This is a genomic window from Filobacillus milosensis, from assembly GCF_004402015.1.
GTDB lineage: Bacteria > Bacillota > Bacilli > Bacillales > Alkalibacillaceae > Filobacillus > Filobacillus milosensis.
On record NZ_SOPW01000015.1, the window covers coordinates 20,511 to 41,704 of the forward strand.

The 21,194-nt window shown below is 39.5% G+C and carries 25 protein-coding genes and 2 riboswitches; all 25 genes read right to left on the reverse strand.

All coding sequences use genetic code 11. The features are described 5' to 3' along the window. Positions 1-11: 11 nt before the first annotated feature. On the reverse strand, positions 12-449 hold the full coding sequence (rplM, locus tag E3U55_RS12805) for a 50S ribosomal protein L13 (protein WP_134340878.1): 438 nt from the start codon (positions 447-449) through the stop codon (positions 12-14). Between the two features lie 143 nt (positions 450-592). Then, positions 593-1,456, reverse strand: a complete 864-nt coding sequence (locus tag E3U55_RS12810) for a bifunctional 5,10-methylenetetrahydrofolate dehydrogenase/5,10-methenyltetrahydrofolate cyclohydrolase (protein WP_134340879.1) — start codon at positions 1,454-1,456, stop codon at positions 593-595. A 30-nt stretch (positions 1,457-1,486) separates the two neighbouring features. Then, positions 1,487-1,569: riboswitch (ZMP/ZTP riboswitch) on the reverse strand. Between the two features lies 1 nt (position 1,570). Next, a complete protein-coding gene (gene purD / locus E3U55_RS12815) occupies positions 1,571-2,836 on the reverse strand; it encodes a phosphoribosylamine--glycine ligase (protein WP_134340880.1) in 1,266 nt (421 codons plus the stop codon). Positions 2,837-2,968: 132 nt separating this feature from the next. Beyond that, the gene (gene purH / locus E3U55_RS12820; protein ID WP_134340881.1) at positions 2,969-4,498 is read right to left on the reverse strand and encodes a bifunctional phosphoribosylaminoimidazolecarboxamide formyltransferase/IMP cyclohydrolase; all 1,530 of its coding nucleotides are present in this window, start codon (positions 4,496-4,498) and stop codon (positions 2,969-2,971) included. Further along, positions 4,476-5,072, reverse strand: coding sequence for a phosphoribosylglycinamide formyltransferase (gene purN / locus E3U55_RS12825; RefSeq protein WP_134340882.1), 597 nt, complete (start codon positions 5,070-5,072; stop codon positions 4,476-4,478). The genes purH and purN overlap by 23 nt, the downstream gene beginning before the upstream one ends. Next, positions 5,072-6,094: a phosphoribosylformylglycinamidine cyclo-ligase gene (gene purM, locus E3U55_RS12830; RefSeq protein WP_134340883.1), complete on the reverse strand. Its 1,023-nt coding sequence runs from the start codon at positions 6,092-6,094 to the stop codon at positions 5,072-5,074. Before purM ends, purN begins: the two co-directional genes overlap by 1 nt. Beyond that, positions 6,094-7,527, reverse strand: coding sequence for an amidophosphoribosyltransferase (gene purF / locus E3U55_RS12835; RefSeq protein ID WP_134340884.1), 1,434 nt, complete (start codon positions 7,525-7,527; stop codon positions 6,094-6,096). The genes purM and purF overlap by 1 nt, the downstream gene beginning before the upstream one ends. Beyond that, on the reverse strand, positions 7,503-9,710 hold the full coding sequence (purL, locus tag E3U55_RS12840) for a phosphoribosylformylglycinamidine synthase subunit PurL (protein WP_134340885.1): 2,208 nt from the start codon (positions 9,708-9,710) through the stop codon (positions 7,503-7,505). Before purL ends, purF begins: the two co-directional genes overlap by 25 nt. Continuing rightward, on the reverse strand, positions 9,694-10,377 hold the full coding sequence (purQ, locus tag E3U55_RS12845; RefSeq protein ID WP_134340886.1) for a phosphoribosylformylglycinamidine synthase subunit PurQ: 684 nt from the start codon (positions 10,375-10,377) through the stop codon (positions 9,694-9,696). Before purQ ends, purL begins: the two co-directional genes overlap by 17 nt. Then, the gene (gene purS, locus E3U55_RS12850; protein ID WP_134340887.1) at positions 10,374-10,625 is read right to left on the reverse strand and encodes a phosphoribosylformylglycinamidine synthase subunit PurS; all 252 of its coding nucleotides are present in this window, start codon (positions 10,623-10,625) and stop codon (positions 10,374-10,376) included. The genes purQ and purS overlap by 4 nt, the downstream gene beginning before the upstream one ends. Continuing rightward, the gene (purC, locus tag E3U55_RS12855) at positions 10,618-11,340 is read right to left on the reverse strand and encodes a phosphoribosylaminoimidazolesuccinocarboxamide synthase (protein WP_134340888.1); all 723 of its coding nucleotides are present in this window, start codon (positions 11,338-11,340) and stop codon (positions 10,618-10,620) included. The genes purS and purC overlap by 8 nt, the downstream gene beginning before the upstream one ends. Before the next feature lie 13 nt (positions 11,341-11,353). Continuing rightward, positions 11,354-12,649 (reverse strand): adenylosuccinate lyase, encoded by a 1,296-nt coding sequence (purB, locus tag E3U55_RS12860; RefSeq protein WP_134340889.1) that lies wholly within the window; start codon positions 12,647-12,649, stop codon positions 11,354-11,356. 3 nt (positions 12,650-12,652) lie between these two features. Further along, positions 12,653-13,777 (reverse strand): 5-(carboxyamino)imidazole ribonucleotide synthase, encoded by a 1,125-nt coding sequence (purK, locus tag E3U55_RS12865; protein WP_134340890.1) that lies wholly within the window; start codon positions 13,775-13,777, stop codon positions 12,653-12,655. Then, the gene (gene purE, locus E3U55_RS12870; protein WP_134340891.1) at positions 13,771-14,265 is read right to left on the reverse strand and encodes a 5-(carboxyamino)imidazole ribonucleotide mutase; all 495 of its coding nucleotides are present in this window, start codon (positions 14,263-14,265) and stop codon (positions 13,771-13,773) included. Before purE ends, purK begins: the two co-directional genes overlap by 7 nt. 151 nt (positions 14,266-14,416) lie before the next feature. After that, positions 14,417-14,518, reverse strand: a riboswitch (purine riboswitch). Between the two features lie 99 nt (positions 14,519-14,617). Then, positions 14,618-15,358 (reverse strand): tRNA pseudouridine(38-40) synthase TruA, encoded by a 741-nt coding sequence (gene truA / locus E3U55_RS12875; protein ID WP_134340892.1) that lies wholly within the window; start codon positions 15,356-15,358, stop codon positions 14,618-14,620. Positions 15,359-15,373: 15 nt separating this feature from the next. Continuing rightward, entirely contained in the window at positions 15,374-16,165 is a 792-nt protein-coding gene (locus E3U55_RS12880; protein WP_134340893.1) for an energy-coupling factor transporter transmembrane component T family protein, read from the reverse strand. Then, positions 16,162-17,022: an energy-coupling factor transporter ATPase gene (locus E3U55_RS12885; RefSeq protein WP_134340894.1), complete on the reverse strand. Its 861-nt coding sequence runs from the start codon at positions 17,020-17,022 to the stop codon at positions 16,162-16,164. Before E3U55_RS12885 ends, E3U55_RS12880 begins: the two co-directional genes overlap by 4 nt. Beyond that, on the reverse strand, positions 16,998-17,825 hold the full coding sequence (locus E3U55_RS12890) for an energy-coupling factor transporter ATPase (protein WP_134340895.1): 828 nt from the start codon (positions 17,823-17,825) through the stop codon (positions 16,998-17,000). Before E3U55_RS12890 ends, E3U55_RS12885 begins: the two co-directional genes overlap by 25 nt. A 346-nt stretch (positions 17,826-18,171) precedes the next feature. Further along, positions 18,172-18,537: a 50S ribosomal protein L17 gene (rplQ, locus tag E3U55_RS12895; RefSeq protein ID WP_134340896.1), complete on the reverse strand. Its 366-nt coding sequence runs from the start codon at positions 18,535-18,537 to the stop codon at positions 18,172-18,174. A gap of 44 nt (positions 18,538-18,581) precedes the next feature. Further along, the gene (locus E3U55_RS12900) at positions 18,582-19,526 is read right to left on the reverse strand and encodes a DNA-directed RNA polymerase subunit alpha (protein WP_134340897.1); all 945 of its coding nucleotides are present in this window, start codon (positions 19,524-19,526) and stop codon (positions 18,582-18,584) included. A gap of 170 nt (positions 19,527-19,696) precedes the next feature. Next, on the reverse strand, positions 19,697-20,098 hold the full coding sequence (gene rpsK, locus E3U55_RS12905) for a 30S ribosomal protein S11 (protein WP_134340898.1): 402 nt from the start codon (positions 20,096-20,098) through the stop codon (positions 19,697-19,699). 25 nt (positions 20,099-20,123) lie between these two features. Further along, the gene (gene rpsM, locus E3U55_RS12910) at positions 20,124-20,489 is read right to left on the reverse strand and encodes a 30S ribosomal protein S13 (protein ID WP_134340899.1); all 366 of its coding nucleotides are present in this window, start codon (positions 20,487-20,489) and stop codon (positions 20,124-20,126) included. Positions 20,490-20,512: 23 nt separating this feature from the next. Then, entirely contained in the window at positions 20,513-20,626 is a 114-nt protein-coding gene (gene rpmJ / locus E3U55_RS12915; protein WP_039312872.1) for a 50S ribosomal protein L36, read from the reverse strand. A gap of 31 nt (positions 20,627-20,657) precedes the next feature. Further along, a complete protein-coding gene (infA, locus tag E3U55_RS12920; protein WP_134340900.1) occupies positions 20,658-20,876 on the reverse strand; it encodes a translation initiation factor IF-1 in 219 nt (72 codons plus the stop codon). Then, positions 20,863-21,192 (reverse strand): KOW domain-containing RNA-binding protein, encoded by a 330-nt coding sequence (locus E3U55_RS12925; protein ID WP_134340901.1) that lies wholly within the window; start codon positions 21,190-21,192, stop codon positions 20,863-20,865. The genes infA and E3U55_RS12925 overlap by 14 nt, the downstream gene beginning before the upstream one ends. Positions 21,193-21,194: the final 2 nt, after the last annotated feature.

A 21,194-nucleotide genomic window follows, 5' to 3' on the forward strand; every position in this document is an offset into this window, starting at 1 on the left:
TCCTTTTTCAATTACCCGCGAAGTTCGTAAACTTCTGGATTTTGTGCTTGATGTTTATGCTCAGGTCCACGGTAAACGTGAAGTTTTTTACCCATTTTGTTACCAAGTTTGTTCTTAGGTAACATACCTTTAACCGCTAATTCAAGCATTTGCTCAGGGTATTTCGTACGCATTTCGTTTGCAGTACGTTGTTTTAAACCACCTGGGTGGTTTGAGTGACGATAGTAAATTTTATCTGTTAATTTTTTACCTGTTAAATGAATTTTATCAGCATTCACGATAATTACGTGATCACCAGTATCAACGTGTGGTGTGTAAGTTGGTTTGTTTTTTCCGCGAAGGATTGATGCTACTTCTGTAGCTAAACGACCTAACGTTTGTCCTTCCGCATCAACTACATACCATTTACGCTCAACGTTGTTTTCATTAGCCATGAAAGTTGTGCGCATTGTTTTCCCTCCTAATTAAATCGATAACTCGAACATATTTTTATCGTAACACGAATAGTTCCGGGGCTAGTCGTGGTTATGATAAAATGCCATAGAATATATTATAATATCTACGGCATGGATGTCAAGAGATTTTAGCTTATTTACATATTTAATTTCATCGCAAGGTTATTAGATTGCTTCATCGCCGCTTCAACTGTGTGCTTTAAAAGCATTGATATAGTTACTGGACCAATGCCTCCTGGAACTGGTGTGATTGCAGAAGATTTATTGTAGCACGTCTCATATTCTACATCCCCAATATTACCAGGATTATAGCCGGCATCTAGAATGATTGCCCCTTCTTTTAGCCATTCTCCTTTTACAAATTTAGGCTGACCTACAGCTGCAACCACCACATCCGCATGTTTAACGACGTCTGGTAAGTTTTCTGTTTTTGAATGACAAACCGTAATCGTCGCATTACGATTTAACAGCATCATAGATACTGGTTTACCAAGAATTGGACTGCGCCCAATGACCACTGCATGCTTACCTTCTAAATCTAAGTTATAAAAATCGATGACTTGTAAGATCGCAGCTGGAGTACAACATGGATAGGCACCAAGTTGAAAAGTATTTTCTCCAAAACCGTGTGAAGTGACTCCGTCAACGTCTTTCTCTAATGCAATTGAGTCAAATGCAAGTCGTTCATTAATCTGTGATGGAACCGGGTGCTGTAATAGTATGCCGTGCACCGTATCATCATGGTTTAATTGATGAATAACTGAGAGTAGTTCTTCTGTTGTTGTTTCTTCTGGTAAAAATACACGTTCTGATTCCATACCTAATTTATGACATGTGTTAGCTTTCATTTGTACATATGTCTTTGATGCTTCATCATTTCCAACTAGTATCGTAGCAAGTTTAGGGGTTACATCTTGTTGTTTCAGTTCTGCAATCTGTAGCTTCAATTGATTTTTAACCGATTGTGCGACTTTTCTTCCGTCTAGAATCAATGGATCCATTTTATACCCTCCTGTTGATTAGAGAGGATTGCCCTCTGCCCAGACGACCGGCTTTATTGACATGCAGCTCCCATATGGTTTATTCCATTGTGTCGTCAGTCACTGCACGCTGAACTATTTTAATACAGATTCCGATTTTTTCGCTATATCTGTGCGATAGAAATTATTAACAGTTTTTAAGCGCTCAATCTCTCGATAGGCTAACTCTTGCGCTTCTTTTAGGGTCGGCTGTTTTGCGCCCACCAAAAGCAAGCGCCCACCATTTGCTTGCCATTCAAGACCAACTCTTTTTGTACCAGCATGAAAGGTTAATATCTTATCACTCAATTTTTCTATATTTGGGATCGTATGATCTTTTTCATAAGCGTTGGGATAGCCCTGAGAGGCTAAAACAACTCCTACCACTGCTTCTTTTGACCATGACAGGTTTATGGTCTCTCTATTCATAACTCCTTTCAGAGTAACTATAAGGTCCGTTTCCAGTCTCGGTAGAACTACTTGTGCTTCAGGGTCGCCTAAACGCGCATTAAACTCAATGACTTTTGGCCCTTGGTCAGTCTGAATTAACCCAGCATAGAGAACGCCTTGGAAGTCTCGACCTTCTTTTACAAGCGCTTCAGCTGTTGGTTTCAGTATAGACTCAATGGCTTGTTGCTTTACTTGTTCACTGATTTGCAGAACGGGTGAATATGCACCCATACCTCCTGTGTTAGGTCCTTGGTCGTTATCAAATGCTCGCTTATGGTCTTGCGAAATGTCCAATGGATATACTGATGTACCATTTACAAAAGCCATCAATGAAAATTCTTCACCTTGTAAAAACTCTTCAATCACAATGGTTTGGCTTGCAGCGCCAAATTGCTGTTCCGAGAGCATCTGATCAATCGCTTCATCAGCATGATCTAGAGTTTCCACTATAACAACGCCCTTACCAGCTGCTAAACCGTCCGCTTTTATGACGATAGGCAGGCTTTGATCTCTAACGTACTCTTTGGCTTGTTCAACACTTGTAAAATATTGATAGGTAGCTGTTGGAATGGCGTACTTTTTCATGATATCTTTCGCAAACGTTTTACTTCCTTCAATTAAAGCCGCTTCTTTGGTTGGACCAAAGATTGGGAGACCCTCTTTTTGAAATCGATTAACAATTCCATTCATTAAAGGTGCCTCAGGGCCAACAATCGTTAAACCAATGTCTTGCTCCTTCGCAAACTTCACTAAAGCATCAGCATCGTTTTCATCAATTGCGACCTTTTTCGCAACATCTTCCATCCCGTCATTTCCAGGTGCCACATATACTTCTTTGACATTCGCACTTTGTTTGATCTTCCAAGCAAGCACGTGTTCTCTTCCGCCGCGTCCAATAATAAGTACGTTCATATGAACCTCCTCCGATACTTAAGCAGTTATTGACTGAACTTAAGTACTTAGCTAAAAAGTTGAGTAAATAATTTCGCCATTTAAGTACTTAACTAAAATTTTGAGTAGTAAGTGTCCCAACTTGAGCACTTACTAATGTTTAAAGTGACGAACACCTGTGAAAACCATTGAGATGCCATATTCATTACACTTTTGAATCGAATCTTCATCACGTATAGAGCCACCAGGTTGGATAATTGTTCGAATACCCGCTTCGTGAGCTGCTTCGACTGTATCGGCCATCGGAAAAAAGGCATCCGAAGCCATAACAGAATCTTGTGCCTTTTCGCCAGCTTGCTCGATAGCAATTTTGGCAGCGCCCACTCGGTTCATTTGCCCAGCACCAACTCCAATGGTTTGTGCATCTTTGGCTAATAAGATGGCATTTGATTTGACGTGTTTGATGACTTTCCATGCGAATTTTAGGTCACCCCATTCACCATCAGATGGTGATCGCTCTGTTACGACTTTAAAATCATGCTCTTCCATCTCATGTCTATCTTCTTCTTGAATGAGCATGCCTCCGCTTACTGTCTTCACTTGATTTACCGCTTCATTCAACTTTACGGGTACCTCTAATAATCGAATGTTCTTTTTCTTAGTTAAAATTTCTAAAGCCCCATCTGTAAACGCTGGCGCAATGACAATTTCTAAAAAAATAGAGCTTAATTTTTCCGCCACTTGTTCATCGACAGAGCGGTTTAATGCGATAATTCCACCAAAAATAGAGACTGGATCAGCAGCATACGCCCGTGTAAAAGCATCATATAAGTTTTTACCAATCCCTACACCACATGGATTCATGTGCTTTACCGCGACTGCAGCAGGTTCTTCAAAGTCTTTCACAATGGTTAATGCGGCATCTGCATCCTGAATATTGTTATAAGAAAGCTCTTTGCCATGTAATTGTTTTGCCATAACTAATGTAGATGATTCTGCTAAAGCATCCGCATAAAAAGCGGCCTGTTGGTGAGGGTTTTCACCATAACGTAACGTTTGCTTTCGTTCATAAGTTAATGTTTTAGTTTCAGGAAATTTTTCTCCCACTTGATTTGTCAAATAATCAGCAATCAATGCATCATAATGGGCGGTATGTCTAAATACCTTTGCGGCTAATTCACGTTTTAACTGAAGCGAGATTTCCCCTTCACTTAAAGCTTCAATAACTGCTGAGTAATCAGCAGGGTCAACTACAACCGTTACATCTTGATGGTTTTTCGCCGCAGACCTTAGCATGGTAGGGCCACCAATATCGATATTTTCAATTGCATCATCAAATGTTACATCTTCTTTTGAAATCGTCTCTTTAAACGGATATAGATTCACTATTACAAAATCAATAGGTTGTATGTTTTGCGCTTGAAGCTGATCCATGTGATTTTCTTCAGACCTTTTAGCTAAAAGTCCACCATGAACATTGGGGTGAAGAGTTTTGACTCGACCTCCTAAAATCTCTGGAAATCCAGTCACTTCTGATATACCTGTAACTTTAATACCAGCTTCTTCAATAGCTTTTTTTGTACCGCCTGTTGAAATAATCTCAATACCGTGTTCTACTAACTGCTTGGCTAAATCAACGATACCTGTTTTATCTGAAACACTAATTAACGCTCGTTTTTGCAATGGTTTCACCCTTTCGTAACAGCTGATCTAATGTTTGAGGATATAAACGATGTTCTATTTTTTGTATTTTCTTTTGAAGACTGTCGTATGTATCACTAGGTTTGATTTCTACTTTTTCTTGGGCAATGATTGGTCCGGTATCCATTCCTTCATCAACATAGTGAATCGTGACACCTGTAATCTTGGCACCCGCTTCTAACGCTTGCCCAATCGCATCCAGTCCTGGAAATTCAGGTAAAAGCGACGGGTGAATATTAATAATGTCACCATCAAATCTTTTCAACAGCATAGGTCCGATGAGACGCATGTAACCTGCTAACACAATAAAATCAACGCGGTACCTCATTAATAAACCTAATATATCAGCTTCGTAAGCCATTTTATCGGGGTAATTTTTTGGAGAAATAAAATACGAGCTTACACCTAGCTGATCTGCCCGCTCTAACGCATAGGCAGTTGGCTGATCGGAAAATAATAAGACAACTTCATATCCCTTTTCTTTTCCTTTTGTAGCATTAACAATGGATTCAAAATTTGAGCCACTCCCCGAGGCAAATACGGCTACCCGTTTCATCAAATAACCTCCCCAACAATCTTCAATTCATTTCCACGTTGAATGCTTCCAATAACATAAGCTTCATCTAATAGTTCTATAACCGTTTCTGCTTGGTCAGGTTCCACTGCTAAAACCATACCTATGCCCATATTAAACACCCCGTACATATCCTGTTGGGTTAGTTGACCTTTTTGCTGTAAAAATTCAAATATGGTTGGACGTGGAAACTTTCCTACATCAATTGTCGCTGTCAGCCCTTCAGGTAACATACGTGGAATATTTTCATAGAATCCACCACCTGTGATATGAGCGGCACCTTTCAATAAACCATGGTCTTTCACTTTTAAAACATCTTTAACGTAGATTCTGGTTGAAGTTAATAGAACTTCACCGAGCGAACGATCAAAGGGTTCATACATTTTTTTTATATCTAAACCAGCATCTGAAATGATTTTTCGTACTAATGAAAAACCGTTACTATGCACACCGCTAGAAGGAAGGCCGATAAGGATGTCACCTTCTTGGATCGAATCACCTGTAATTATTTCGCTTTTTTCACATGCTCCAACAGCAAAACCTGCTAGATCATATTCATCATCTTCGTAAATACCAGGCATTTCAGCTGTTTCACCACCGATTAAAGCACATCCTGCATCTTCGCATCCATCTGAAATACCTTTTACTATTTGTTCGACTTTTTTAGGGTCAGCTTCACCTAGTCCGATATAATCCAAAAAGTATAAAGGCTCGGCTCCCTGAACGACAATATCATTAACACACATCGCCACTGCATCGATTCCAACTGTGTCATGAAGACCCAAGTTAAAAGCTAATTTTAATTTCGTTCCAACACCATCTGCACCTGAGATGAGTACAGGCTCGTCGTATTTCAATTGAGATAAATCAAACATGCCACCAAAGCTTCCTAATGTCCCCATAACCCCAAGTCGCTTCGTACGATCAACATGGCTTTTCATCCGATCAACCGCTTCGTAACCCGCTTTAATATTTACTCCTGCTTGTTTATAGGCTTCAGACATTAGTTTTTCGCTCCAATCAGCTGTTCTTTTTCATAAGGTGGTACTGAATCTTCATATAAATCTGTCGGGTAATTTCCAGTAAAACATGCGAGACAATGTCCACAGTTAGGATTAGAGTCTTGGCGGTCTACCGCTTCGACCATCGAATCAATAGGCAGATAAGATATAGAGTCTGCGCCAATCATCTCACCAATCTCCTCAACACTATGGTTAGCAGCGATTAATTCACCTGCGTTGGATGTGTCGATTCCATAAAAACAAGGGTGAGTAATTGGAGGTGAACTTATGCGTACATGTACTTCTTTTGCTCCTGCTTGTTTTAGCATTTTCACGATCTTTTTCGAAGTTGTACCTCGAACTATGGAGTCATCAACCATAACGACACGTTTTCCTTCTACTATCTTACGTACAGCTGATAACTTCATTTGTACACCACGCTCACGTAACTCTTGTGAAGGTTGAATGAATGTCCGACCAACATATCGATTTTTAATTAACCCAAGCTCATAAGGAATTCCTGATTGCTCAGCAAAACCGATCGCTGCAGATATACTTGAATCGGGTACACCTGTTACAACATCCGCTTTAACGGGTGCAACTTCTGCCAGTTTTTTACCTAAACGCTTTCTCACACTATGAATATTATTTCCATCTACATTACTATCAGGACGAGCAAAATAGACATATTCCATCGTGCAAATAGCTCGATTTTTAGTTTTAGAAAAATAATCTGAGTGCATTCCTTCATCATCTATAACTAATATCTCACCAGGCTCGACTTCTCGCATATATTCAGCACCAACGACATCAAAAGCACACGTCTCTGAAGCCACTGCATACCCACTTCCTACACGACCGACCGAGAGTGGACGCATCCCTCGAGGATCCAAGGCAACAATGAGTTGATTTTCCACTAACATCACAACCGCATACGCGCCCTCTAGTTCGCATAATGACTCCTTGACCCGCTCAATCATCACGTCTTGCTTAGAGCGTTTAATTAAATGGGCGATGACTTCCGTATCAGACGTCGTTTGAAAAATACTGCCGCTACACTCTAATTCTTCTCTTAGTTTGTTAGCATTCACTAAGTTACCGTTATGCGCAATCGCCAGCGACCCTGTACTTGAGCGAAAAAATAAAGGTTGAATGTTTTCATAGGTTTTACCACCAGCGGTTGAATATCGTACATGACCAATAGCCGAACTTCCAGAAAGATTCATTAATTCATTTTCATCCAACACTTCAGTGACTAACCCTTGGCCTTTTGCTTGCTTTAATTCTTGACCGTTTGACACAACAACACCTGCACCTTCTTGACCACGGTGTTGTAAGGCGTGAAGGCCGTAATAAGTCATATGTGCTGCTTGTGTGTGCCCGTATACTCCAAAGATTCCACATTCTTCGTTTAATCCTTTGATTTCAGCAAGCATGGAATGGCTCCTTTCCAAAGCTTAGTTAAATCATCTATGGAACGATCAACTACTTTCTCATTATTGAACTTAATAACCATTTGCCCATTATTCGTTACAGTTCCAATTCTTACTGCATCAACCATTTGTTCAAATTGATCTGTAAGTTCAGGTTGAACCGTCACAACAAATCTTGATTGTGTTTCGCTAAACAGTTCAATTGCATCTTCACCATCAATATCAACCGTTAAGCCTAAAGGGGTTGTCATCACTTTTTCAGCTAAAGCAACTGCTAAGCCACCTTCTGAAACGTCATGCGCTGAAGCGACCACCCCAGCTTGAATCGCTTGAAGTAATTGTTGTTGATGTTTTTGTTCTGTCTTTAAATCAATAGTCGGACAATTGCCTTCATATTGACCTGATAAAAGCTTTTGAATTTCACTGCCACCGATCTCTTCAGTTGTCTCACCAATGACATACACCGCATCGCCTGGCTCTTTAGCTAATTGTGTAGTTATATGTTTTAAGTCATGCACAAGCCCAACCATACCGATGACAGGTGTTGGGTAAACGCTCGTGCCATTCGTCTCATTATAAAGGGATACATTTCCACTGATGACAGGCGTTTTTAGTAATTCACACGCTTTCGCCATCCCGTCAGTTGCTTGTTCCATCATCCAAAACACTTCAGGTTTATCTGGATTACCAAAATTCAAGCAGTCTGTAACCGCAACCGGTTCAGCGCCTGAAGCGACAAGATTTCTTGCAGCTTCTGCGACCGCAATTTGACCGCCTTGCTGTGGGTCTAAGTGCAAGTATCTCGAATTACAATCCGTTGTCATAGCAATAGCTTTATCTGTTCCTCTAACGCGCAATACCGCTGCATCTGAACCTGGCTTAACTACCGTATTTGTCTGAACTTGATGGTCATATTGTTCATAAACCCACTCTTTACTTGCAATCGTAGGCTGTTGTAATAATTGTTCAAGTATATCGTTAGCGTCGTTAAATTCTAACTTTTGAGAGACTCTATTAAACTCAGGTTTCTTAGATGGCATATGGTATACCGGTGCATCTTCTGCCAGTGCATCAACTGGTACATCAGTTACAATTTCACCTTTAAACAATAGACGAAATTGCTTTTCTTCAATGACCTGACCAACTTCCACCGCTTCAAGGTCATATTTCGAAACAATGTCTTTAATTTCTTGTTCTCGACCTTTTTCAACGACGATTAACATGCGCTCTTGTGATTCTGAAAGCATCATCTCATAAGGTGTCATATCTCTTTCACGCTGCGGGACCAAATCGAGATTCATTTCAATTCCTGTTCCAGCTTTACTCGCCATCTCACTTGCAGAAGACGTTAGTCCTGCTGCACCCATATCTTGAATCCCGACTAGCGCATCGCACTTCACAATCTCTAAACTAGCTTCAATTAAAAGTTTTTCCATAAACGGATCGCCAACTTGGACAGCTGGACGGTCTTCAGCAGAATTATCTGTTAACTCTTCTGATGCAAACGTAGCTCCATGAATACCATCTCTACCTGTTGCTGACCCAATATACATGACGGTGTTGCCGATTCCTTTGGCCTGACCCACCTGAATATCTTCATGTTTTATTAACCCGACACACATGGCATTTACAAGCGGATTCCCTTTATAGCAATCATCAAATTGAATCTCGCCACCGACTGTTGGAACCCCGACGCAATTTCCATAACCCGCAATTCCTGCCACCACTTCTTCAAACAAGTACTTTGTACGAGGGTGATTAAGCTCTCCAAATCTTAAAGAATTTAACAAAGCAATGGGTTTCGCTCCCATCGAGAAGACATCACGTAAGATTCCACCTACACCTGTCGCAGCCCCTTGATAAGGTTCAATCGCTGAAGGGTGATTGTGACTTTCAATTTTAAAAGCTACCGCTAACTCATCTCCTATATCAACAATACCTGCACCTTCACCAGGACCTTGTAAAACCCGTTCACTGGTTGTAGGGAATTTACTTAAAAGTGGTTTGGATTTTTTATAGCTGCAATGCTCACTCCACATCACTGAAAAAATTCCTGTTTCTGTATAGTTAGGTGTACGACCAAGTAATTCTTCTATACGATTAAACTCTTCATCACTTAAACCCATCTCAGCATATAACTTTTTATCTTTAACCTCATTTGGACTTGGCTCAAGAAGTAACGGCATGCTGTTCCCTCCAATGCACTAGAATCGACTGAAACAATTTGTATCCATCATCATTACCTAATAATTGTTCAACTGCACGTTCAGGGTGCGGCATCATTCCTAAGACATTACCTCGTTCATTCACAATACCTGCAATATCCCCTTTGGATCCGTTCGGGTTATCTGCATAGCGGAAGACAACCTGATGGTTCTTCTCTAAATCTGCTAAAGTACCTTCATCACACTCATAATTTCCTTCAGCATGAGCGATTGGAAGATTAATTCGCTCTTGTAATCGATATTGATTAGTAAATGCAGTCTCGTTATTTTCAACGATTAAAGGTGTCGTCTGACAAATAAATTTAAGATGTTCATTACGTTTCATCGCACCTGGTAAAAGCCCTGATTCTAATAGAACTTGAAATCCGTTACAAATGCCTAAAATCGGCTTACCAGATTCAGCAAAGTCTATAATGGCTGGCATTATATTAGAAAAACTGGCAATCGCACCTGAACGAAGGTAATCACCGTATGAGAACCCTCCAGGTAAAAGAACAGCATCATAGTTTTCTAGATTTGTTTCATGATGAGAGACATAGTCTACTTCTTCACATAACACTTCCTCTATCGCACGGAAGAGGTCGGTATCACAGTTGGAGCCGGGGAATACAATGACCGCAAACCTCACTTCGAAACGACCTCCTCTGTCTCATAGCGGTAATCCTCTATGACGGGATTAGCCAGTAATTGCTCACACATGTTTTGAATCTCTTGATCGCCTGCAGCTTCATGATCCATATAAAATTCCATATACTTCCCAACACGCATCTCGCTAACTCCTCTAAATCCTCTAGCATCTAACGCCTGTTCTACTGCTTTTCCTTGAGGATCAAGTACACCTTCTTTTAATGTGACAAATACTTTTACTTTAACCATGAGACAAAGCCCCCTTTAATCGATTTAATATAATTTTATAAGCATGTTCGACACTACCTAAACCCTGTCGGAACACATCTTTATCTAGTTTTTCATTCGTATGAATATCCCATAAGCGACACGTGTCAGGTGAAACTTCATCAGATAAAATGATTTGTCCTGAGCGGTCGTAACCGAATTCTAATTTAAAATCTACAAGCTTGATCTCGCATGCTTCAAAAAGCTCAATTAAAGCATCATTCACTTTTAATGCCATTTCTTTCATTTGATTTAAATCAGATTGATTAACTAGATTTAATAGTTTAATATGATCTTCATTAATCAGTGGATCACCTAGATCATCATCTTTGTAATAGTATTCAACAATCGGAAATGCCAATTCTCTTCCTTCTTTTAGCCCTATTCGTTTAGCTAAACTACCTGCGGCAATGTTCCGAACGACAACTTCGATTGGGATAATCTCATTATGCTGGACCAACTGCTCAGTCTGGTTTAATTGCTCAAGCCAATGATTCGAAATCCCTTCACGGTTTAAACGTTCGAACAATATTGATGAGATTTGATTGTTTAATGCGCCTTTCCCTTGCTCTTGCGCTTTTTTCTCACCATTGAATGCTGTTAAATCATTTTTATATTCAACGATTAGAACATCAGATTGATCAGTTTCAAATAACCTTTTCGCCTTTCCTTCATAAAGCAGTTGACCTTTATCCAAATGAAACGCCCCCTTAATTTAAACCTAGTCGTTCGAAAATCCCGTCTACATTCTTTAAGTGATACGTTGCATCAAAGCAATCATCCAGTTCCTCTTCAGTTAATTGTTGTTTAATGTCAGGGTGATTTCTAACTAATTCAATGAATGATGTTTGCTCTTCCCAGGCTTGCATCGCGAGAGGCTGAACCAAATCATAAGCCGCTTCACGAGATAAACCTTTATCAATTAATGATAGAAGTACGCGCTGGGAGAAAATCAAACCAAATGTGCGATCCATGTTACGCTTCATATTGTCTTCATATACTGTTAATTTTTCTACAATACTCCCAAAGCGATTTAGCATATAATTAAGAGCAATCGTTGCATCAGGTAAAATGACGCGTTCAGCTGACGAATGAGAAATATCTCGTTCATGCCACAGTGGCACATTTTCATATGCTGTCATCATGTAACCTCGAATAACTCTCGCCATCCCTGCCATATTCTCTGACCCAATTGGATTACGCTTATGTGGCATAGCGGATGAACCTTTCTGGCCTTTAGCGAAAAATTCCTCCACTTCACGAGTTTCACTTTTTTGTAACCCTCGAATTTCTACAGCCATCTTTTCAATTGATGTTGCAATTAGAGCTAACGTTGACATATAGTGCGCGTGACGGTCGCGTTGTAACGTTTGAGTGGATATTGGAGCTGGCTTTAATCCAAGGTTTTCACAAACAAATTTTTCAACAAACGGATCAATATTCGCATACGTTCCAACTGCGCCAGACATTTTTCCGTAACCGATCGTCTCAGCAGCCGCATCAAATCGCTCCAGGTTACGCTTCATCTCTTCATACCACAGCGCCATTTTAAGGCCAAATGTCGTAGGTTCAGCGTGCACGCCGTGAGTTCTTCCCATCATGACTGTGTATTTATGTTCTTTTGCCTTTTCTTTTAATATGTTTACAAATCGAACAAGATCTTTTCTAATAATGTCATTCGCCTGCTTAATTAAGTAGCCTAAAGCGGTATCAACCACATCCGTTGAGGTTAATCCGTAATGAACCCATTTCTTTTCATCGCCCAATGTTTCAGATACAGAACGTGTAAACGCAACGACATCATGACGTGTTTCCGCTTCAATTTCTTGAATTCGAGCGACATCAAACGAAGCTTTTTCTCTAATGGCTTTCACATCTTCTTTGGGGATGATACCCAGTTCAGCCCACGCTTCACATGCTAAGATTTCAACTTCCAACCAGGCTTGATATTTATTTTGTTCCGTCCAAATTTGACCCATTTCTTCTCGTGTATAACGTTCAATCATTTCTTATTGCCTCCAAATTCCTATATCTTTTATTTGTTGAATGATGCCTTTTGTATTTTCTCCGATAAAATTCACATGCCCCATTTTTCGCTTAGGTTTAGCATCTTGTTTTCCGTATAAATGTAGTTTGGCATTCGGTACATTTGGAATACTCATTTTTACAGCGTCTAAGTGTTCACCCAACACATTCATCATAACCACCGCAGAGTGCTGATCTGGATTAGCTAACGTCATTCCAGTAATGGCACGAATGTGTTGTTCGAATTGATTCGTCACGCAAGCATCCAGTGTATAATGACCTGAATTATGAGGTCTCGGTGCTACTTCATTAATGTAAATTTCTCCATCATCTGTTAAAAACATTTCAACACCCAGCGTTCCTACTAACTCCATTGATTCGGCTAATTGCTCTGCCATTTGTTTAGCTTTCTCAGCAATCAACGGGACAATTCGAGCCGGGACGATCGATTGAAGTAAAATATGGTCTACATGAATATTTTCACTAACTGGAAAGCTAACCATTTCACCGTTCACACTTCGATTCACGATAACTGACAGTTCTTTTTCAAATGGTAAAAAACGTTCTAGAATACACGGACCATGATCAATTAAATCCACCGCATTCATTAGATCTGACTTTTCACGGATGATGAATTGACCTTTTCCATCATAGCCCCCACGCCTTGTTTTTAATACGCAAGGAAAACCAATGTGTTCTGATGCCCGCTTCAAGTCTTCAATATTATGAATCAGGTCATATGCTACAACATTACACCCACTATCTGTAATGGCCTTTTTCTCGAACGCTCGATCTTGCGAAATTCTTATGAGCTCACTACCTTGAGGGACATATCCATTTTCAACTAAATACTCACAAACTCCCACATCGATACTCTCAAATTCATAAGTAATGACATCCGAAACTTCTAATAACCGTTGAGCTGCTTCAATGTCATGATATGCTGCTACAATTTCAACATCAGCTAATTGTCCCGTTGGTGAATCAGGAGTGGGATCAAGCACGGCAATCCGATAGCCCATCTGTTTGGCTGCAATTGCCATCATTCTTCCCAACTGACCGCCACCAATAATTCCTATCGTTTTCCCTGGTTCAATATGTTTTACCATGTTTGTAACTCCTCATTAGATTGTTCGACTTTCTCTTGCAATGCTAAACGTCTATGATTTAATCGTTCGTAAAGTTCATCATTAAAAACCGCTAACTGTTGAACAGCCAGCAAACCTGCGTTAGTTGCCCCGGCTTTACCAATTGCGACAGTCGCTACTGGAACGCCACCCGGCATTTGTACAATGGATAATAATGAATCAAGTCCATTTAATGTTTTGGATTGAACAGGAACGCCTATGACAGGTAGAAGGGTCTTTGCGGCAACCATTCCCGGGAGATGAGCAGCCCCTCCTGCTCCTGCAATAATGACTTTAATACCACGTGCTTTGGCTTGCTCCGCGTAACGAAACATTTTCTCCGGCGTGCGGTGAGCAGAGACAACCTCTTTTTCATAAGAAACTTCAAGTTCATCTAGTATCTCACACGCATACTTCATCGTTTCCCAATCTGATGTACTTCCCATGATTACTCCAACCTCTGGTCGCATGCTGATCCTCCTTTTATAACCCAAATTTTTACTTTTCTAGCGTTTCTTATATTAATTATTTTTTATAGATTAAATAAAGCTAAATAAAAATAGACTGCTTCCCTATATGAGGAAAGCAGTCTGGACATACGTCACCCTATACCAAATAAACTGTTCAGAATACTTCCCTCATAGTCCAGTCGTTTACGGCAACTGGGTAGAGACTTTTGGGCCATATTCCCAACATTATATGAGGGTCTATTATTTAACTGTTCGCTTTTACAACTTCATTATAACATTCACTTATAATAGTTCAACCTATTTTTATAAAAAACCGTAAATTAATCCTAAAAATATATTTAATGTTCGTTTTTTACTCGTATTCAACTTGCTTTAAATATAATCCATGTCCAGGAGCCGTTAATCCCAACACTTTACGATCTAGCTGTTCAAAAGCGAGTGGAATACACTCTTTTCTTTTTTTACCTTGGCCTATTTCAATTAATGTTCCAACAATAATCCTTACCATATGCGTGAGGAAACCATCTCCTGTTACCTCAAAATAAATACGATCATCCTTTTCCCTAATATCCAAAGAATAAATCGTTCGTGTTTTATCTCCTTTGACATTCGTTTTTGATGCTGCAAATGGCGTAAAATCATGTGTACCTATAATTAATTCGGCAGCTTCCTTCATAAGATTTAGATTGACCTCTTGTGGCACATGCCACTCGTATTGACGTTGAAACACATCATGTTCTTTACGATTCAATACAACGTAACGATACGTTTTTCTAACGGCGTCTTTTCGAGCATGAAAATGTGGTTCTACTTTTTCAGCAGTCATTACACGAATATCCTTAGGCAATAATGTGGTTAGTGCGTGTTGCCACGTAGGCTCATCTAAAGTCAAATGTGTATCAAAATGTATGACTTGATCTAAGGCGTGAACCCCGGAATCTGTTCGTCCTGAAGAATAGATCCTTATATCCTGACGATGCATTTTCTTTAGAGCTTCTTCAATTTCAAACTGAACAGTTCGTTGTTTTAGTTGTACTTGGTATCCAGCAAAATTCGTCCCGTCATATTGGACTCTGAGTTTAATTCGTTCCATAACCATCCCTGACCTTTACCGAGTGATGATAAATCCCACTAAAAATAATATAAAACTTAATCCTGCTATATAATCTGCATTTTTAAATCTTAATTCGCGATACTTTGTTCGCCCTTCTCCCCCGCGATACCCTCGTGCCTCCATAGCAAATGCTAACTCTTCTGCACGTTTAAAAGCACTGATGAATAGAGGCAAAATTAACGGGATGATTGCTTGAACTCTATCCTTCATTTTTCCTGTACGAAAATCCAGACCACGTGAAGCTTGTGCTTTTGATATCTTGTCTACCTCTTGTATTAACGTTGGAATGAACCTGAGAGAAATAGACATGGTTAAAGCCAGCTCATGAACAGGTACGTTCACTTTCTTTAATGGACTCAATAGCTCTTCGACTGCATCTGTAATGGCTATTGGAGAAGTCGTTAGTGTTAGAAGTGTCGTCATTAATATTAGTAGAAAGAACCTTAATGCAATCTCAAACCCTTTAATAATGGCTTCTTTATAAACCGGGAAACCAAATATATCAAACCAGATATCCCCTTCCCTAGTTAATATGATGTGGAGAACGAAGGTGATCACAATTAAGAACCACACCGGTTTTAACCCTTTTATAATAAAGCTCAATTTAATTTGCGTTAAACTCATGCATAAAATAGATAGAATGAAAAACAGGAGATAATTTAGACTTGTTTCAGCAGCAAATAAAATGATGACATAAATAAACACGATACTTATTTTAAGCCTGGAATCCAATTGATGAATGATAGATTCTTTAGGTACATATTGCCCAATTATTAATGAATTCATGAGCCACTACCTTCTTTCACCCAGTCACCAATACTTTTAGCTAGTTCATCTACAGATTGACCAGCATCATCTATTGTTAAATTTAACTCTTTCTGTAATATCTCAATCAATTCAATTTTCTCAGGCAGGGCTAACCCAATTTCTTTTAAATATTCTTTTCGTTTAAACACGTTTAATGGATGGTCTATTAACACGACCTTCCCTTTATTCATGACCATCATTTGATCTGAATACTTTAAAGCATCTTCCATGTGATGAGTCACCAAGATAATCGTTAATTGTTGTGATTTATGTAAATGTGAGAATAATTCCATCATTTTATATTTACCTAGAGGGTCAAGGCCTGCCGTTGGTTCATCTAATATTAATACTTTTGGCTTTAAAACAAGAACACTAGCGATTGCCACACGCTTTTTTTGTCCTCCACTTAGATCAAAAGGAGATCGGGAAAGTATATCTAAATCTAAACCAACATCTTTAATAACATTCTCTAATTCTGTTCCTGTCACATTTATCCCGAAGTTTTTAGGACCAAACATCATTTCCTTTTGCACGGTTTCCTCGAACAACTGATGATCAGGATTTTGAAAAACCATGCCTACATTCTTTCTTAATCCCTTTAAATGTTTATTTTTCTCTGGTGACAGTTCATACGGTCCAACCTGTACTACTCCTTCAGTTGGTTCTAATAGACCATTCAGATGTTGAATAAATGTTGATTTCCCCGAGCCTGTGTGACCCACAACAGAAACGAATGAACCACTTGGCAATTGAACGTTTATATCTTCTAAAGCTCGTTGTTCAAAAGGAGAATTTTTTTGATATATATAGCTTACATTTTTGAATGTAATATCCATAACTGTTTCACCAATTCTTCATAGTTTAATGGCTGTGTAGTGATGTTAACTCCATTTTTCCTTAATTTGTCTGTTAGATCAGTAATTAAAGGCGGCAGCAAACCCACCTTTTCTAGTTCGTCACTTTTTTCTAACAAGGACGAAGGTTTACCTTCAAACCATAACTCACCATCATTCAACACGATAATACGGTCTGCAAGAATTGCTTCATTCATGTCATGAGTGATGGATAAAAAAGTTAAATCACTACTCTTATGTAAATCCTGTATAAGACGTATTAATTCCCGTCTGCCCACTGGGTCTAGCATTGTAGTGGCTTCATCAAAAATCATGATTTCCGGCATAATTGCAAGTACACTCGCGATCGCAACGCGCTGTTTTTGACCACCTGATAAACGAAATGGCTCGTGTAATTTATATTCTGACATTCCTACAGTATCTAAACTATCAATAATTCTCCGTTGCATGTTTTCCCTTGAAATACCTAAGTTTTCTAGTCCAAAGGCCACATCATCCAATACCGTTGTACCAACAAATTGATTCTCAGGATTTTGAAAAACCATGCCAACGATACGGCGAATCTTCCATAAGTGTTCTTCAGTTAACTCCAGACCATTCACACTAATACTACCTTCAGTTGGCATGAGCAGACCATTCGTTAGTTTGGCTAACGTCGATTTCCCAGATCCGTTATGCCCAAGTATAGCTACCCACTCACCATCATTTATGGTTATATTTATATTTTTAATCGCCTCTTCTTCGGCTTGAGGATATTTAAAAGCTACATGTTCAAACTCAATCACAGCTGTAACTCCTTTTATATTTCCAAGGAAATAGAATTCTAGTTCATTTTATCATACTTTGTCGACTCTATTATAGAAGGGGGTATTGTACAGGCAATGAACAAATCTTTTTAGCTGAAGAGTTTTGATCAAGTAATATCACAATACACGATTTGAACCACGAAAAGCGAAAGGTGGCGACTCCTGGTCGACTAAAAGCGGCCACCTGTAGCGATTCGGAGAATCTCAATTATATATCAAAAGCCCATTGCTTTTATGCAATGGGCTTAATATTGAATGCCACAAAAAAGGGACCAGTTTCCAACTGCGTGGAATCTGAACCCCCTTCCATGATTAAATCATTCAATTAGTCAACTAATTCAATAATCACCGTTTTTGCTCCGTCACCTTTGCGCTCACCTAGCTTTAAGATGCGAGTGTAACCGCCTTGGCGTTCTTCAAAACGTGGAGCAATATCAGAGAATAATTTTTGTAATGCACTCTGTGTACCTTCTTCGTCAGCATTAACTGGTCTTAAGTAAGACTCAGCTTGACGACGAGCATGAAGGTCACCGCGCTTACCAAGCGTAATCATTTTTTCTACAACTGGACGAAGCTGTTTAGCTTTAGCTTCAGTTGTTTCGATCCGTTCATGAACAATTAAGTCAGTTGCAAGATTACGTAGTAACGCCTTACGTTGTTCCGTTGTACGGCCTAACTTTGTTTTAGCCATTCCCAAAACCTCCTTTGTAGGAAAAATCTATCGATGTGAAGTGATTAGTCGTCTTTACGTAGACCCAAATTCAAATCGTTCAATTTGTGTTTAACTTCATCAAGGGATTTGCGTCCTAAATTACGGACTTTCATCATGTCTTCTTCAGATTTTTGTGCTAGCTCATGCACAGTATTAATACCCGCACGCTTTAGACAGTTGTAAGAACGAACTGAGAGATCCAATTCTTCAATTGTCATTTCTAACACTTTTTCTTTCTGGTCTTCTTCTTTTTCAACCATAATCTCCGCTTGTTGTGCTTCATCCGTCAGACTTACGAACACATTTAAGTGCTCAGTGAAAATTTTCGCACCTAAAGAAATAGCTTCTTCTGGGCGAATGCTTCCATCTGTCCACACATCTAAAGTCAACTTATCAAAATTTGTTACCTGACCGATACGTGTATTTTCAACTTGATAAGTTACACGCTTAACTGGTGTGAAGATTGAATCTATAGGGATAACACCTATTGGTTGTTCATCGTTTTTGTTTGCATCTGCTGGGCGGTAACCGCGGCCCTTTTCAGCAAAAATCTTCATATTTAACTTACCATTACCTGAAATTGTAGCAATTTTCAAGTCAGGGTTTAAGATCTCAACATCGCTATCGTGTTGAATATCTCTTGCAAAAACTTCCCCTTCTCCTTGAGCATTGATTTCTAGAGTCTTTTGTTCTTCTGAATAAATTTTAAGTGCTAACTGTTTCAAGTTTAAAACAATCGTTGTGACGTCTTCAACGACATAGTCTAACGTTGAAAACTCATGAAGAGCACCTTCAATTTGCACAGATGTCACTGCTGCTCCAGGAAGTGAGGATAACAAGATACGACGTAAGGAGTTTCCTACTGTAGTTCCATAACCGCGCTCTAACGGTTCGATGACAAACTTTCCGAACGTAGTATCTTCGTTAAGTTCAACTGTTTCCACTTTCGGTTTTTCAATTTCAATCATTCACAAAACCCTCCTTCAAAACGTCGAAACGTCGACGATACGAGCCGTACCCTCGAAATTCCCCAAACAGGAAACCCATGTGGACATGGGTAAAGATCCTGCACTACCGTGTAAAGCTTATTTTCCTATCATATCCCATTATAGACAGGGTTACAAATTATATACCTATATTAAACACGACGACGTTTTGGTGGGCGGCAACCATTGTGCGGTACAGGTGTTACATCAATAATTGAAGTAATCTCTAGACCTGCAGCTTGTAATGAACGGATCGCTGCTTCACGGCCAGCTCCTGGGCCTTTAACAGCAACTTCGATTGTTTTCATGCCGCTTTCTTGTGCTGATTTCGCCGCTACTTCTGATGCCATCTGCGCTGCGAAAGGTGTCGATTTACGAGAGCCTTTGAAACCTAGTGAACCAGCACTGCTCCATGCTACTGCGTTACCGTTTGTGTCAGTAATAGTCACAATAGTATTGTTAAAAGTAGAACGGATGTGAGCTACACCAGATTCTATATTCTTTTTCACGCGACGCTTTCTACGTGTAGTCGTTTGTTTACCTTTACGAGCCATGATTATGCTAACCTCCTTCTAAAACTTATTTTCTCTTGTTCGCTACTGTACGGCGTGGGCCTTTACGTGTACGAGAATTGTTTTTCGTTTTCTGTCCACGAACTGGTAAGCCACGACGATGACGAATTCCTCTGTAACTACCAATTTCAATTAGACGTTTAATGTTTAGTGATACCTCACGACGTAGGTCACCTTCAACTGTTAAATTATCGAATTCTTTACGAATGCTTGATAATTCATCTTCAGTTAAGTCACGAACACGTGTGTCTTCTGAAACGCCTGCGCTCTTTAAAACTTCTTGAGCAGTAGTTTTTCCAACACCGTAAATGTACGTTAAAGAAATAACAACACGCTTATCACGTGGAATATCAATACCTGCAATACGTGCCATGTGAGCATTGCACCTCCTTTAGATTATCCTTGTTTCTGCTTGTGTTTAGGATTCTCACAAATAACCATTACTCGACCTTTACGGCGAATAACTTTACATTTTTCACAAATCGGTTTTACTGACGGTCTTACTTTCATTGTTCTTACCTCCTTTTAGATCGGAGTTTTATTACTTATAACGATAAGTGATACGACCTCTTGATAAGTCGTAAGGTGACATCTCAACGGTCACTTTATCACCTGGAAGAATACGAATGAAGTGCATGCGTATCTTTCCTGATACATGAGCTAAAATCTCATGTTTGTTTTCTAACTCTACTTTAAACATTGCGTTTGGTAATGTTTCAAGGACGGTACCTTCCATTTCAATAACATCATCTTTCGCCATAGAGAGAGTCTCCCTTCTTCCAATCTGTTAACTCTTCGTTAACAAATTTTGATATTGCGAAGCGAAGTTTACCATTTGTAACTCGACCAGTTTCTAACATGCTATTCTCCACTTCTGGAGAAATATAATCTAACAAATCTACATGATGAATGTTTTTACGCTTTGGTCGATCAAATTTACGTTTATCACCATCGGCCAACAAAACAAATGTTTCATCAACCACACCTATAATAATCGCGTGTTGATCTACCTCACGTCCACGATTAATTCTAACTAATTGACCAATTCTGGGACTTCCCGATTCACCATCGACCAATC

Coding starts and splice junctions, on each gene's coding strand:
- rplM (WP_134340878.1), bottom strand. CDS start 449: ATGCGCACAACTTTCATGGCTAATGAAAACAACGTTGAGCGTAAATGG.
- E3U55_RS12810 (WP_134340879.1), bottom strand. CDS start 1,456: ATGGATCCATTGATTCTAGACGGAAGAAAAGTCGCACAATCGGTTAAA.
- purD (WP_134340880.1), bottom strand. CDS start 2,836: ATGAACGTACTTATTATTGGACGCGGCGGAAGAGAACACGTGCTTGCT.
- purN (WP_134340882.1), bottom strand. CDS start 5,072: ATGAAACGGGTAGCCGTATTTGCCTCGGGGAGTGGCTCAAATTTTGAA.
- purM (WP_134340883.1), bottom strand. CDS start 6,094: ATGTCTGAAGCCTATAAACAAGCAGGAGTAAATATTAAAGCGGGTTAC.
- purF (WP_134340884.1), bottom strand. CDS start 7,527: ATGCTTGCTGAAATCAAAGGATTAAACGAAGAATGTGGAATCTTTGGA.
- purL (WP_134340885.1), bottom strand. CDS start 9,710: ATGCCGTTACTTCTTGAGCCAAGTCCAAATGAGGTTAAAGATAAAAAG.
- purS (WP_134340887.1), bottom strand. CDS start 10,625: ATGGTTAAAGTAAAAGTATTTGTCACATTAAAAGAAGGTGTACTTGAT.
- purB (WP_134340889.1), bottom strand. CDS start 12,649: ATGATTGAACGTTATACACGAGAAGAAATGGGTCAAATTTGGACGGAA.
- purK (WP_134340890.1), bottom strand. CDS start 13,777: ATGGTAAAACATATTGAACCAGGGAAAACGATAGGAATTATTGGTGGC.
- purE (WP_134340891.1), bottom strand. CDS start 14,265: ATGCGACCAGAGGTTGGAGTAATCATGGGAAGTACATCAGATTGGGAA.
- truA (WP_134340892.1), bottom strand. CDS start 15,358: ATGGAACGAATTAAACTCAGAGTCCAATATGACGGGACGAATTTTGCT.
- E3U55_RS12880 (WP_134340893.1), bottom strand. CDS start 16,165: ATGAATTCATTAATAATTGGGCAATATGTACCTAAAGAATCTATCATT.
- E3U55_RS12885 (WP_134340894.1), bottom strand. CDS start 17,022: ATGGATATTACATTCAAAAATGTAAGCTATATATATCAAAAAAATTCT.
- rplQ (WP_134340896.1), bottom strand. CDS start 18,537: ATGGCTAAAACAAAGTTAGGCCGTACAACGGAACAACGTAAGGCGTTA.
- E3U55_RS12900 (WP_134340897.1), bottom strand. CDS start 19,526: ATGATTGAAATTGAAAAACCGAAAGTGGAAACAGTTGAACTTAACGAA.
- rpsK (WP_134340898.1), bottom strand. CDS start 20,098: ATGGCTCGTAAAGGTAAACAAACGACTACACGTAGAAAGCGTCGCGTG.
- rpsM (WP_134340899.1), bottom strand. CDS start 20,489: ATGGCACGTATTGCAGGTATTGATATTCCACGTGATAAGCGTGTTGTT.
- rpmJ (WP_039312872.1), bottom strand. CDS start 20,626: ATGAAAGTAAGACCGTCAGTAAAACCGATTTGTGAAAAATGTAAAGTT.
- infA (WP_134340900.1), bottom strand. CDS start 20,876: ATGGCGAAAGATGATGTTATTGAAATGGAAGGTACCGTCCTTGAAACA.